The sequence below is a fragment of the Bordetella sp. N genome, from assembly GCF_001433395.1.
Lineage (GTDB): Bacteria > Pseudomonadota > Gammaproteobacteria > Burkholderiales > Burkholderiaceae_B > Bordetella_C.
Genome location: NZ_CP013111.1, coordinates 5,107,088 through 5,119,979 on the forward strand (window position 1 = coordinate 5,107,088; position 12,892 = coordinate 5,119,979).

At 58.6% G+C, this 12,892-nt stretch carries 13 protein-coding genes; 4 read left to right on the forward strand and 9 right to left on the reverse strand.

All coding sequences use genetic code 11. The features are described from left to right. Window positions 1–10: 10 nt before the first annotated feature. Genes rfbC through ASB57_RS22060 form a run of 6 tightly spaced genes read right to left on the reverse strand, consistent with a single transcriptional unit; the run spans window position 11 to window position 5,498 of the window. Window positions 11–568, reverse strand: coding sequence for a dTDP-4-dehydrorhamnose 3,5-epimerase (gene rfbC / locus ASB57_RS22035; protein WP_057654143.1), 558 nt, complete (start codon window positions 566–568; stop codon window positions 11–13). After that, complete coding sequence (gene rfbA / locus ASB57_RS22040; protein ID WP_057656347.1) at window positions 565–1,461, reverse strand: glucose-1-phosphate thymidylyltransferase RfbA; 897 nt, start codon at window positions 1,459–1,461, stop codon at window positions 565–567. The genes rfbC and rfbA overlap by 4 nt, the downstream gene beginning before the upstream one ends. A gap of 2 nt (window positions 1,462–1,463) precedes the next feature. Beyond that, window positions 1,464–2,351 (reverse strand): dTDP-4-dehydrorhamnose reductase, encoded by an 888-nt coding sequence (rfbD, locus tag ASB57_RS22045; protein ID WP_057654144.1) that lies wholly within the window; start codon window positions 2,349–2,351, stop codon window positions 1,464–1,466. Beyond that, window positions 2,348–3,418, reverse strand: coding sequence for a dTDP-glucose 4,6-dehydratase (rfbB, locus tag ASB57_RS22050; RefSeq protein ID WP_057654145.1), 1,071 nt, complete (start codon window positions 3,416–3,418; stop codon window positions 2,348–2,350). Before rfbB ends, rfbD begins: the two co-directional genes overlap by 4 nt. 2 nt (window positions 3,419–3,420) lie before the next feature. Then, window positions 3,421–4,332 carry a glycosyltransferase family 2 protein gene (locus tag ASB57_RS22055; protein ID WP_231755214.1) on the reverse strand — a complete coding sequence of 304 codons (912 nt, stop codon included), beginning with the start codon at window positions 4,330–4,332 and terminating at the stop codon, window positions 3,421–3,423. Between the two features lie 50 nt (window positions 4,333–4,382). Beyond that, a complete protein-coding gene (locus ASB57_RS22060; RefSeq protein ID WP_057654146.1) occupies window positions 4,383–5,498 on the reverse strand; it encodes a glycosyltransferase in 1,116 nt (371 codons plus the stop codon). Window positions 5,499–5,682: 184 nt separating this feature from the next. Between ASB57_RS22060 and ASB57_RS22065 the strand changes: the two genes are divergently transcribed. Together ASB57_RS22065 and ASB57_RS22070 are read left to right on the forward strand one after the other, a co-directional pair. Beyond that, the gene (locus tag ASB57_RS22065; RefSeq protein WP_057654147.1) at window positions 5,683–6,966 is read left to right on the forward strand and encodes an O-antigen ligase; all 1,284 of its coding nucleotides are present in this window, start codon (window positions 5,683–5,685) and stop codon (window positions 6,964–6,966) included. 42 nt (window positions 6,967–7,008) lie between these two features. Next, complete coding sequence (locus tag ASB57_RS22070; protein WP_057654148.1) at window positions 7,009–7,578, forward strand: carbon monoxide dehydrogenase subunit G; 570 nt, start codon at window positions 7,009–7,011, stop codon at window positions 7,576–7,578. Window positions 7,579–7,706: 128 nt separating this feature from the next. Here the strand turns inward: ASB57_RS22070 and ASB57_RS22075 are convergent, their stop codons facing one another. Beyond that, window positions 7,707–9,206 (reverse strand): hypothetical protein, encoded by a 1,500-nt coding sequence (locus tag ASB57_RS22075; protein ID WP_057654149.1) that lies wholly within the window; start codon window positions 9,204–9,206, stop codon window positions 7,707–7,709. A gap of 153 nt (window positions 9,207–9,359) precedes the next feature. Here ASB57_RS22075 and ASB57_RS22080 point away from each other — a divergent pair, with 153 nt between their 5' ends. Together ASB57_RS22080 and ASB57_RS22085 are read left to right on the forward strand one after the other, a co-directional pair. Then, a complete protein-coding gene (locus ASB57_RS22080) occupies window positions 9,360–10,235 on the forward strand; it encodes a DMT family transporter (protein ID WP_057654150.1) in 876 nt (291 codons plus the stop codon). Between the two features lie 75 nt (window positions 10,236–10,310). Continuing rightward, a complete protein-coding gene (locus ASB57_RS22085) occupies window positions 10,311–11,186 on the forward strand; it encodes a CPBP family intramembrane glutamic endopeptidase (protein WP_082621759.1) in 876 nt (291 codons plus the stop codon). 94 nt (window positions 11,187–11,280) lie between these two features. Here ASB57_RS22085 and ASB57_RS22090 read toward each other — a convergent pair whose 3' ends face one another. Both ASB57_RS22090 and ASB57_RS22095 read right to left on the reverse strand, forming a co-directional pair. Next, complete coding sequence (locus ASB57_RS22090) at window positions 11,281–11,580, reverse strand: hypothetical protein (protein WP_057654151.1); 300 nt, start codon at window positions 11,578–11,580, stop codon at window positions 11,281–11,283. Window positions 11,581–11,681: 101 nt separating this feature from the next. Next, on the reverse strand, window positions 11,682–12,887 hold the full coding sequence (locus ASB57_RS22095; RefSeq protein WP_057654152.1) for an acetyl-CoA C-acyltransferase: 1,206 nt from the start codon (window positions 12,885–12,887) through the stop codon (window positions 11,682–11,684). Between the last annotated feature and the right edge of the window lie 5 nt (window positions 12,888–12,892).

Below are 12,892 nucleotides of genomic sequence, written 5' to 3' on the forward strand. Positions count from 1 at the left end.
CTCTTTTGCCTTATTCAAATACGTCGGCGTCTACAAAACGCACACCCTGCTGGTCCTTTGCCGACAGTTGGATCGGCGTATCACCTAGGTCCGCGACAGGCCACTCGATAGCCAGCGTCGCGTCGTTCCAGGCAATACAGCGCTCGGCTTGCGGCGCGTAGTAATCCGTGGTCTTGTAGAGGAAATCAGCGGACTCCGAGCACACGACAAACCCATGTGCGAATCCTTCCGGTACCCAAAACATGCGCTTGTTTTCGGCGCTCAGCAGTGCGCCGACCCACTTGCCGAAGGTCGGCGAGGACTTCCGCAGATCCACGGCGACGTCAAAAACCGTGCCATTGACAACGCGGACCAGCTTGCCCTGTGCTTGCTCGATTTGGTAATGCAGGCCACGCAGCACACCACGCGCCGAACGAGAGTGGTTGTCCTGCACGAATTGCACGTCGCGCTCGACCGCCTCGGCAAACTGTCGATGATTGAAGCTCTCGAAGAAGAATCCTCGCTGATCGCCAAAAACCTTGGGCTCAAGGATCAGGACATCCGCGATCGCGGTCTTGATGACATTCACGTACGCACCTCTTTCTTCAACAAGCGCTTCAGGTATTGGCCATAGCCATTCTTGGCAAGCGGCTCCGCAAGCCTCGCCAATTGCGCCTCATCGATAAACCCCTGCCGGAATGCGATTTCTTCCGGGCAAGCCACCTTCAGGCCTTGCCTGTGCTCGATGGTCTCGATGAAATTGCTGGCCTCGATCAGGCTTTCATGCGTGCCCGTGTCGAGCCAGGCATAGCCCCGTCCAAGTATTTCCACGGACAGCTGCCCACGTTCCAGATATACGCGATTGGCGTCCGTGATTTCCAACTCGCCACGTGGCGAGGGTTTCAACGACGCGGCGATATCCACGATCTGAGAATCGTAGAAATACAGACCAGTAACGGCATAGCTGGACTTTGGATTCTGCGGCTTCTCTTCCAGCGAGGTGGCGCGACCTTGAGCATCGAAATCCACCACGCCGTAGCGCTCAGGATCATGGACATGATAGGCAAACACCGTCGCGCCCTCCTGCTTGGCCGTTGCATTGTCCAACTGCACGTGCAGGTCGTGACCGTAGAAGATGTTGTCGCCGAGCACCAGCGCCGAAGGCGATCCGTCCAGGAAGTCCTTCCCGATGATGAATGCCTGGGCCAGCCCATCAGGGCTGGGTTGCACCGCGTACTGCAGGTTCAAACCCCAATCGCTGCCATCGCCAAGCAGTTGCTGAAATCGCGGCGTATCTTGAGGCGTGGATATGATCAAGATATCGCGCAGGCCCGCCAGCATCAACGTGGCCAGCGGGTAGTAAATCATCGGCTTGTCGTAGATCGGCAGCAATTGCTTCGATACAGCCTTCGTGACCGGATACAGGCGAGTGCCTGAGCCCCCGGCCAGGATGATGCCCTTACGTTTTTTGTTCGCGGTCATGATCATTTCTCTAAAATTTCAGCAAGCATGCGAGCCACGCCGCGTTCCCAGGAAGGTAGCGTCAGGTCAAATGTGCTTCTAAGTTTCGATGTGTCCAGGCGGGAATTCAAGGGCCGCTTCGCTGCCGTTGTGTACGCGCTTGTTGGCACCGCATCGACAGCCTCCGGCGTCGCACGCAAGGCGAGACCGTGCCTGGATGCGATGCCGAGTACCAAGCGCGCATAACCGTTCCACGTGGTCGTACCCGCGGCGGCCAGATGATACGTTCCTGACAGAGCGCGGTTGTGGCGGAAGGCGGCGACGGCCTGAGCCGTAACGTCAGCGATCAGATCAGCCCCGGTCGGCGCCCCGAACTGGTCGTCGATGACGCTCAAGCGCTCGCGCTCACCTGCCAAGCGCAACATCGTTCGTGCGAAGTTGCCACCGCGAGCTGCATATACCCAGCTGGTCCGGAAGATAAGATGGTCGCAGCCCGTGGCCCGTATCGCTCCCTCCCCAGCCAGTTTGGTTCGACCGTAGACGCTCAGCGGGCCGGTGGAGTCATCCTCACGCCAGGGGGTCGAGCCGGATCCATCAAATACATAGTCCGTCGAAAAATGCACAAGGAGCGCCCCCAGGCGCGCTGCTTCGATAGCCAATAGACCAGGCGCATCGGCGTTAACAATCCGCGCGAGTTCTTCCTCGGTTTCGGCTTTGTCGACGGCCGTATACGCCGCCGCATTGACGATGAGATCAGGGGCCGACGCGCGGATGATCTGGATCAGGGCCGCACTATCCGACAGGTCACCGCCGCCATCTCGACCAAGCGCCGTCACGTGCCCCAAGGGCGCAAGCGAACGCTGCAATTCCCATCCGACCTGTCCATTGGCACCGAGCAACAGAATTTTCACTGGTCACGATCCGCGTAATTTTTCTCGACCCACTGCAGGTAGGCGCCACTTTGCACATTGGACGTCCATTCAGTGTTGTCGAGATACCACTCGACTGTCTTGCGGATGCCGGTTTCAAAGGTCTGCGCCGGCTTCCATCCCAGTTCCTTTTCAAGTTTGCGTGCATCGATCGCATAGCGACGATCGTGGCCAGGCCGGTCCTTCACAAACGTTATCTGGTCAGCGTAAGACTTACCATCCGCGCGAGGCTTGAGCTCATCCAGGATCGCACAGATTGCCTTCACGACGTCGAGATTGGGCTTTTCATTCCAACCGCCGACGTTGTACGTTTCGCCGAGCCGGCCACCCTGCAACACGGCACGAATCGCGGAGCAGTGGTCTTTCACGTAAAGCCAGTCGCGCACCTGCTGGCCGTCGCCGTAGATCGGCAGCTGTTTTCCGGCGATCGCATTGAGAATGACCAACGGAATCAACTTCTCCGGAAAGTGATACGGGCCATAGTTGTTGCTGCAATTCGTGGTCAGTACGGGAAGGCCGTACGTGTGATGCCAGGCGCGCACAAGGTGATCCGATGCGGCCTTGCTTGCCGAATACGGGCTGTTGGGCTCGTACGGATTGCTTTCTTTGAAGGCATCATCTTTGGGGCCAAGCGTGCCATAGACCTCGTCGGTGGACACGTGCAGGAATCGGAAGCCGGCGCGAGCGTCATCGCTCAAGCTGCCCCAATACCCGCGCACGCTCTCCAGCAGATTGAAGGTCCCGACCACGTTCGTCTGGATGAAATCACCCGGACCATCGATTGATCGGTCGACATGCGACTCCGCGGCAAAATTGACCACGGCACGGGGCTGGTGTTCCTGTAGCAGCCTGCCGATTGCCTCGCGGTCACCGATATCAGCCTTGACGAAGATGTGAGCTGTGTTCTCTTGAACGGACTTCAGCGTTTCAAGATTGCCGGCGTACGTCAGCTTGTCGACGTTAACGACCGTCTCATCGGATTCGGCAAGCCAATCCAATACAAAATTGCCACCAATAAAACCGGCTCCGCCGGTGACCAAAATCGTCATGGTTAAAGTTTCTTGAAAAGTGCCGCGGCGAACAGCCCGACATTGCCCATGAACGTCTGACGAAAGACGCCAGACCGCTTGAGATTGAGGATGCGACGCAGAGGGCCGCCATCACGTGCGGACAGGAAAGCGTCAAAAACCTGCCTGTTCGTCACGGACAACTTTGGCGCTATCCGGCGTATCCCTGCCATGTTTTCATCTATCCACCCACGCAGTTGACCGCGCAGCAGCAGACGTACACGCAGCAACCGCGCGCCCCAGCCGTTGTTCGACCCGATGAGATTACTGCCGTGTTGGCGGTACAACAGTGATGGCTGCGGGTCGTAAACCACCACACCGTCGGCGGCGCTTATCGCTACATAGGTCCACCAATCGTGGGCGACGACCTTCAGATCCGGCCCCGCGGCGAGCAGCAGCTGGCGCGCGGTCCGATTGAAAACCATCGTATTCCCGCCACCCACGTTTTGCACGAGCGCGTTACGGAAGCAAGGCGCGCGAGAAAACAGGGGGGAAAAGCCTAGCGGACGCCCGGCGCCATCGATCAGCTCGGTGCGCGAGCAGTATAGCGTCGGCATGTCGCGGCCGTACGTTTCCAAGCGTGCCAAGGCGCGCTCCAGTTTATCAGGCTGCCAGATGTCATCCTGATCGGAATACGAAAAATAGTCGGCTTCAATTTCAGCCCGGCAGGCAACGGAAAGAAAGTTCGCGGCGAATCCTCGCGCAGGGCCTTGAACCACCTTCAAGCGATCGTCTCCCCACCGTTCACGATAGCGATCCAGAATAGCGGCAGTACCATCGCGGGAGCCGTCGTCGGAAACCCACACAGACCATTCGGGATGAGTCTGCGCCTCGATGGAATCAAGTTGCTCGACCAGATAACGTTCGCCGTTATAAGCGCACAGCAATATGGCCACGTGTGGCGCTCTTTCCGAGCCTGCTTCGCCGCCAATGGGTGCGGATGACATCACTTGCATTCGGAATCGTCTACTTCTTTTTTCACCATCAGCCAGCGCGGGGATGCGAATCTGACCAAGGTGCGATAAAGGTTTAAATAAATAATCGAAAACAGCACTGCAAAACCTATGAGCACATATTCGTACTGCCAAAAACACACCGCCGGAATGACGGCGAGTGACGACAGTGCCCATAAATAAGGCGAGGTCATGGCATTACGCTGCACCTTGTCCTTTACCTCTGATGAGCCTATCGCCCAACGGACCAGGCGCTTGTAGACCAGCATGTGCAAATGAACGCCATCCGGCATACCTGGGGAGCGCCCTCTGAGCCAACGCTTCCGGTAAATCGAAAACAAAGTCTCAAAAACCGGATAGATACAAAGCAGCAATGGAAACCACGCCGAAACATCAGGATGGCGATAAAGCATCAAAACCGAAAGCTCGCCAATGACGAAACCAATGAAATAGGCGCCGCCATCACCGAGAAATATCAAACCGCGCGGATAATTCCAAATCAAAAACCCGCCGATGGCACCAATCATGCCAACCGATGCAACTACCAGCAAACGATCGCCAAGGTAATAGGAAACGTAGGCCAGTCCAGCCAGGATCATGACCGACACGACTGCAGCCAAACCGTTATATCCGTCAATAATATTGATGGCGTTGGCGGCTCCCCCGACAGCAATCATGGTGCATAGCAGGGAGACAGCAGAAAACTGCAGCAGCCAATCAATACCGATGATGTCCAGGCGCACCACCGCCGCGCCCAGCAGGAAATAGCCCAAGCCTCCCGCAGCCATGGCCAGCAGCAGGCGAACGCTAGCTCGAACCCGCTTCGTCACATCTTCGACCAAGCCACCAATGAAGGCGGGCATTCCGGCCAGCAAGAAGAGCAGAAGCTGCTTTAGCAAATAAGGCTCTCGCCACGCTACTGCAGAGCACACCACCAACATTGCGACGAAAAGCGACACGCCCCCGATCCGAGGCACGGGCCGCACGTGGTACTTCTGCACGCCCGTCATGTCGTGGTCTGCGGTGTAACGGGCATGCCAATGGCCGAAACGCAGCGTCAGCAGCGTGAATACTGCAGATGCGATAAAAGCGATTGACACATAAAGCATGAAAGGGTACCCACCCCGTACTTTTGAAAGTTTTTCTAGGGTCGGTCGGCGACCAGAACTGGCTACCGCGCAAGCGGGTAGCTAGATGGCTTCAGCTATCATTACCCCGTTAGATAGCAGGGCGATTTTACTTCGAATCGAGGTAGGCTGCCTGCCACCTTTACTTGCGTAATGTCACGGCTTCATGACCAAAACCCTTCGCTCCAGCATTCTTTCCATCTTGCTTTACGGATCTCTCGGGCTGCTACCGGTGATGCTGATGGCGACTTCGCAGGGCGGCAGCGCCCTGTTTTACATTGCTCTGGTCGCCAGCCTGGCGACGCTGGCCTGTATGCCCGCCCCGCCAAACGGAAGTTTGCGGGGCTACGGGACATTGACCGCATGCCTTGCCGTGACCTTGGTGGCGGTGCTTGCCAGTCAAGCGGCCCACCATTTCGCGTCGGGATCTGGATCGGAGTTTGAGCGGGCAGGCCGACTCGTATTGGGAATGGTTTTCGTTCTAGCAGCACTTCGCCGGCTGGACGATCGAGATTTGCAGTACCCGATCGTGGGCTTCAGCCTGGCAGGTTTGGTGGCGGCAATCACGGTTGTCAAGCTGTCCTGGGAGACTGGCGGGCGGCCGGAGACAGAGGAATACAACGCTGTAGGTTACGGAAACTTGCTGCTGCTCTTTGGTGTGCTGACCGTTTTTTCACTTGGCTGGAGACTGACTCGCTACGCAAGGACCGAAATCGCCATCAAAATCATCACTGCCGGCGTGGCTTTCTACGGCTTCGTACTGACTCAGACACGCACCGGTTGGATGGCGGTGCCCATCTTCATCCTCATAGGTGTGGGGCTTTTTGCGCGGAAGGTGGGGCGCCGAAAGGCCATCATGGCGTGTGTTGCCGCACTGGCTATTGCAGCCGCGGTGGGGGCCAGCAGTTCCGCGCTCCGCCAAAGAGCCGAGGCAGGGGTCACCGAGCTACGCAAGTGCGAAATCGCCCCGCTGACGGATAGCTCCATGTGCATCCGCCTGCAACTCTGGGGCACGGCCTGGCAAATGTTCACCGAGCAGCCTCTGTTCGGGGTCGGTGGAGGCAAACCGTTCGAAGCTCGGCTCAGGGCTGAGGAAGGCCGACGCGTGTCATCGTACGTTGCGCAAAATTTCGGGGAAGCCCACAGCGATCCGCTGTATACCCTTGCTACCACCGGAATTTTGGGAGGCCTCGGGCTATTGCTAGCCTACGCTGCTCCCGCATGGATTTTCTTCAGACGGTTGGTTCGCCAGGAAAATGCGCTGAGATACAGGACGGCTGCTGCCATGGGCTTGGCCTTCTGCCTGGGCTTCGCTATTTTTGGCCTGACCGAGCTGATGTTCCGGGGCATGCGAACCGTTTCTTTCTACGCAGTTAGCGTTGCTTGGCTGCTGGCGGCGTCACACTCTGCAACGATCAGCCATGGACAACCCCATGGACGGAGTAGTTGAACAGGTACAGAATGGCTAAAAATCCATAAAAAGGAGACAGCCATGCGTATATCGGATGCTCAATGGATTCCGTCGACTCAGCATCAAACCTGGGAGGCGTTGACAACTTGTTCGGTTCTTCGGGAATGCATCCCGGGATGCGTTCAAGTCGAGTGCAAATCGCCAACGGAGTACGCCTTCACGGTCCGAGCAAAAGTCGCCGGTCTAGGCGCTGATTATGAGGGAGAGGTCCTGTTATCGGACGTCAACGCGCCCCACGGTTGCACCCTCGTGTTCGAAGGTAAAGGCGCTGCCGCTGGGCTCGCCATCGGCACAGCCCAAGTCAATCTGACGCCCAAGGATGACGGCACCCGCCTTTCCTACACGGTCGCGGCGATGGCCGGCGGCAAGCTGGGCGAGATCGGCGAAGGCGTGTTGATGAAAGCGGCGGAGAAAATCGTAGAGAAGTTCTTCGCGTCTTTTATCGATCATATGTCGCGCCAACCGCGTCTGGCGCCTCCCCCACCGCCTCCGACTCCCGAAGCTCGTGGCTTGCAGAATTCGCCTTGGTCGTGGGCAGCTGTGATGGCAGTGGTTCTGGTCTTCGTTGGCTATCACGCTTTCTTCACTTGAAGGCTAGCAGCGCGTCAACTATGGGTGCCGCATGCAGAGAGGTGCGCTCGCGGGGCAAGCGCCGCGCGCACCATCCTGCCTCATACGTGATACACCACACGCTTCGGGAACCTGACCGGGGGAGCTCGCTAGGGGCAGATAACCTTGACGTTGGAGACTTCCACCGGGCTTTCCTGCTTCGCGAAAACCAGCTTCACGTCAACAGGTCCCTTCTCCTTCCCGAAAGCAATCTGAACACGAATCTTGCCTGCCGGATAAGAACGGCGTGCAGCGTGGGAAAACCCGTCCGACGAGAGCCACTCAACGGCAACTTCACCGGGAAGCGCCTGCACCGCGTCGGCCACAACGGCTACTCCGTTGCCGCCATCGCACGTCTTTGCAGCTAGGCGGAATGCATTCTGCTCGATAGGGACCGCCTGAACCGTGAAGCGGCTTGCATCCTCAACTTTCGTGTTACGAACATCCAGCGGCCAATCATTTCCAGGCACGGCAGGGGCCAAAGGTATCGTCAAGGCAGGCTCATATTCGGCGAGCGCAACGTACTGCTCGTAAAATCTGCTCTCTTGCGGAAAGGGCTTGTTGAGCCTGTTCGCGATGGGAAATGCAAGCAGCACCGCGGCAAGAATGGCGATGCGTTCTTTCTTCTGCACCTGCAGGACGACGTATGCAATGGCTAGCGCATAAGACACGACGAAATAACGTGCGCCATTCCCGATTGGACTGATTACTGACGGCGCATATTTGATGCTGTAGAGTCCGGCGGCGTAGACGATGATGGCGCAGGCCACAAGCAGGCGCCGGTTCACATCCGCTCGAAAAAGACTGATGGACAGTGCGAGCCAGAAGCCGATTGCGGCGACCTTCACGACGGTACTCTTGATGCCGAACGTCAAGAAAGTAAAAAGCGCCGCCATCCAGTGGCTGAGATCCCCATCAGCATGTCCAATTGCCCGCGGAGATGTCAGGAGAAAATAAATTTGAACAATTGCGCCCGCGGCGACAACCAGGAAGATATGCCACTTCCGCTCTCGTAATCCCACTAACGCGGCGACTGGAGCGAAGAGGATAGAGAACGGTCCCGTCAGTGAAATCAGACCCACCAAAGGCAGGGTGCGTCGACCAAAACGCGATGGATGGCAGCACATTATCGCCAGTGCCATCGCCAGCCACCACTGCGCATTGGTCAACGTCAAGAACGTTTCGCCGTTGTGCGGCTGGTACAGCATTAAGCTGACTGCAATTATGCTTGTGGCTGCGCTAACACTTTCCGACCCGTTGAAAATTACGATTTTCCTCAGAGCCCAGAACACCAGGAGAGGTGCGAGAAGCCAGCCGGAAAAATATACGTACGGGAGTGCGGACAGTGGGAAAAGAGTCGCCAGCAGCGCGACAACTCGAGCGTACACATGCAAGTACCCGGCATACGGCGTAACGAGCGAGGCCAGCCCGTAATATTTTTCGCCGTTAAAAAATATCGGACCATCTTCCGCCCAGAGTGAATTAACAATGAAATTGTAATGACCGTAGCGGTGAATCAGTCCGAGCGATAGCAGGCAAATAAAGACAATCCAGACAACCAACTCTTTTTTAAATTTCCCACTAACGGCAGGCTGGCCGACTGCGTCCAAAGCTTTCTCTCATCCTATTTTCAGATGGGCAATCATAAACCGAAAGCCTCGGTCAAGATCGAACTGGACAGAGCGCCATAATGGCCACGGATCAGCATCCTGCCCGCCAGGTGATATGCTTGCCGCCCCAAGGCCGTAAGCACATTACCCGCCATGCGTAGCCGCGATCTCACCGACCTGCTCATTCTGGCCGCCGTCTGGGGCGGCTCCTTCCTTTTCATACGCATGGGCGTGCCGGAGTTCGGTCCGTCGGCCCTGATCGAACTTCGCGTCGGTCTCGCGGCGTTGGCCTTGCTGCCCCTGCTGCTTTGGCAGCACAAGATGCGCGTGCTGTTGCGCCACTGGAAGGCGATCTTTGTCGTCGGCACGTTCAACGCCACTCTGCCCTTCATTCTCTACGCCTATGCCGCGCAGCAGCTGGGCGCCGGCTTCCTGTCGATCGCGAATGCGGTCACGCCGATGTGGGGCGCGGCCATAGGCTGGATCTGGCTCGGTGATCGCCTGCCAAAATCGCGAGTCGCTGGGATGGCGCTGGGCCTGGCGGGTATCGTGGTCCTGGTCTGGGACAAGTTCAACTTCGGTGCGGGCGGCAGCGGTCTGGCTACGCTCGCGGCCCTGCTTGCGCCGGTCTGCTACGGCATCTCGGCCAACTGCACCAAGCGCTATCTGGTCGGCGTGGACGCGTTGACCAACGCCACGGGCAGCATGCTCGCCGCAGCCTTGACGCTGCTTCCCTTTGCGATCTGGACTTGGCCGCAGCAACCCGTTTCCTTCCAGGCATGGAGCGCAACGCTACTGCTCGCCCTTGCCTGCACAGGGTTCGCGTATGTCCTGTTCTTCCGCCTTATCGCCAGTGTCGGACCGACCGGTGCGATTAGTGTGACGTTTTTGGTACCTATCTTCGGCGTGTTCTGGGGCGCGTTCCTGCTCGATGAGATTGTCACGCCCAACATGTTGGCGGGCGCTGCTGTCGTGCTGGCTGGAACCGCGCTGGCATTGGGCCTTGTGAAGCTTCCCGCCCCTCGCTGACGTCGTGCGTTATCTGCGGTACGCCGGCGTGCGACACGTCGAGGTACCGCGCAATCTCACGATGGAAAACGACATATGTTGTATGACCCCTTGGCTTGGTTGACCTGGGCTTGCCTCTTCTTGGGCGCGGCATGCGCGTGGATGCAGCCGCCGCGCTGGCGTCTGCACGTTCCGCTGCTACTTGCTTGTGGCTATACGTCGGCGACGTTGGATTTGCAGCTTACTTGGGAAGCGCTCGTTGTCCTGGCAGCTCTGTTTGTCGCGGGGGCAGCCGTGCAGCCCCGCAGGCCTCCCGTGCTGCGGTTCTTCGGTCATGTGGTCTACATTGGGATGGCGGTCGCCTTGGGCGCTCACTTGCTGCCCGGATTTCAAAATCCGATCGTGCTCCATGCCTTGCGCACGACGCCCGATGCAGCGCCTTTCTCGATGTACTTGAACCTGGACAAGCCCCTGGTCGGGTTCTGGGTGATACTCGCGCTGCCTTGGTCCACGTCGCGTCGTTTCTGGCGACAGGCGCTATCGTCCGCAGGCATGGCGCTGCTGTTCGTCGTTCCCATCTGCATGTTGCTGGCCTTTGCATTGGGGATGGTGACCTGGGCGCCGAAGCTGCTGCCGTACGCGCTGCTCTGGCTATTCAACAATTTATTGATAGTCTGTGTCGCCGAAGAGGCATTCTTTCGGGGGTATGTGCAAGGCGGGCTTTCAAGGCTTTGGGGTAAGGGCACCAAAGCGTGCCTCGGTGCGTTAGTCGTGTCAGCAATCCTTTTTGGACTGGCGCACTACGCGGGGGGATGGCGGTGGATGCTGGTGGCCGGCGTAGCGGGCCTGGCGTATGGGTGGGCTTATCAGCGAGGCGGTCTGCGAGCGGCGGTGTTGACGCATTTTGGGTTGAATGCCGTGCACTTCTTTTTCTTTACCTATCCCGCATTGCAGACGTCCACACTGCATTAAGCGCTTATCCAGTCGCCCGGACGAGCGCTCGTCCGGGCTTGTTTCAGACCCCTCGGCTCGATTAGCTTGATCGACCAGAGACGTTTGGTATCCCTCACCCGCGCTCTCGATCTCCCAACTGCCTGACAAGCATGCTCCGCAGGCGAGGCAACGTCGAGATATGGCCATGCAGGATTAATTGAGCCGGCGGCAGCGGGCGCCCCGGATGTGCGGCGAAATAGGCTTCGCTGGCGCGCCAAAGCGCATCGGCGCACTTTGGCTGATAGGTCCGCAATGCTGAAGCGGCCAGACGGAAGATGCTGGCATCTACTTGATCGGCAGCAGAAATAATTTGGCCGATGGCTACGCCAATGCACTTATCGAGCATGGTTTGTTCTTTGTCGCGCGCGTCCATGAATTTCGCCTCAAGTTGAGGCATCCGGAGGTAGCTCGGGAGTATCGTCTTCCCTCACCACGCGGCCAACAGTAGCCCTGATAAAAGAACGTCCGTCCTTTTTACGCCCGCTCAAACACCCCCGCCGCCCCCATCCCCGTCCCCACGCACATGGTCACCATGCCGTACTTCAGTTGACGGCGGTTCAAGGCGTGCACCAACGTTGCGGCGCGGATCGCGCCCGTGGCGCCCAAGGGGTGGCCCAAGGCGATGGCGCCGCCCAAGGGATTGACCTTGGCATCATCCAAACCCAGGTCACGTATGACGGCCAGGGATTGCGCGGCGAAGGCTTCGTTCAACTCTATCCAGTCGATCTGGTTCAGGGACAACCCCGCCTGATCCAACGCGGCAGGAATGGCCACGCGCGGACCGATGCCCATGATGTCCGGCGCAACGCCACGCACCGCGCAGCCGACGTAGCGCGCCAAAGGCGTAAGACCGTGGTCGCGCACGGCGCGTTCGGAAGCCAAGAGCAATACGGCAGCCCCATCCGAAGTCTGCGAGCTGTTCCCGGCGGTAACGCTACCGCGCGCGGCAAACACAGGCTTCAACCGCGCCAAGGCTTCCGCGGAAGTATCTTCCCGCGGCCCCTCATCGCGAGAGAATGCGATGCCGGCATGCGCGGATTCACCCGTACCCGAAGACAGATCAGGCGTCCGCAAGGTCACCGCGACACTGCTAATCTCCGCATCGAACTCCCCCGCCTTCTGCGCCTCCAGCGCCCGCTGATGCGAACGCAGCGCGAACGCATCCTGGTCTTCGCGCGATACCTTCCACTGCTCCGCCACCCGCTCGGCAGTCAGCCCCATGCCGTAGGCAATGCCGATGTTCTCGTCGTTAGCAAAGACAGCCGGAGAAAACGATGGCGCGAACCCCATCATCGGCACCTGGCTCATGGATTCGACACCACCCGCCAGCATGACATCAGCCTCGCCCACGCGAATGCGATCCGCGGCCAAAGAGATCGCGCCAAGCCCTGAAGCGCAGAAGCGGTTGACGGTCATGCCCGCGACGGTATCCGGCAGCCCAGCCAATAACGCAGCCAACCGGGCGACGTTCAAGCCCTGCGGTCCCTCCGGCCGGGCGCAGCCGATGATCGCATCCTGGATGACCGAAGGATCCAAACTAGGCACCCGCGCCAGCGCCGCGCGAATGACGCCGGCAAGCAAATCATCCGGCCGCACAGTGCGCAACATCCCGCGCGGCGCTTTGCCAACAGGTGACCGCGTGGCGGCGACGATATAGACGTCCTGGAGGTTTCGAGTCATGGTGT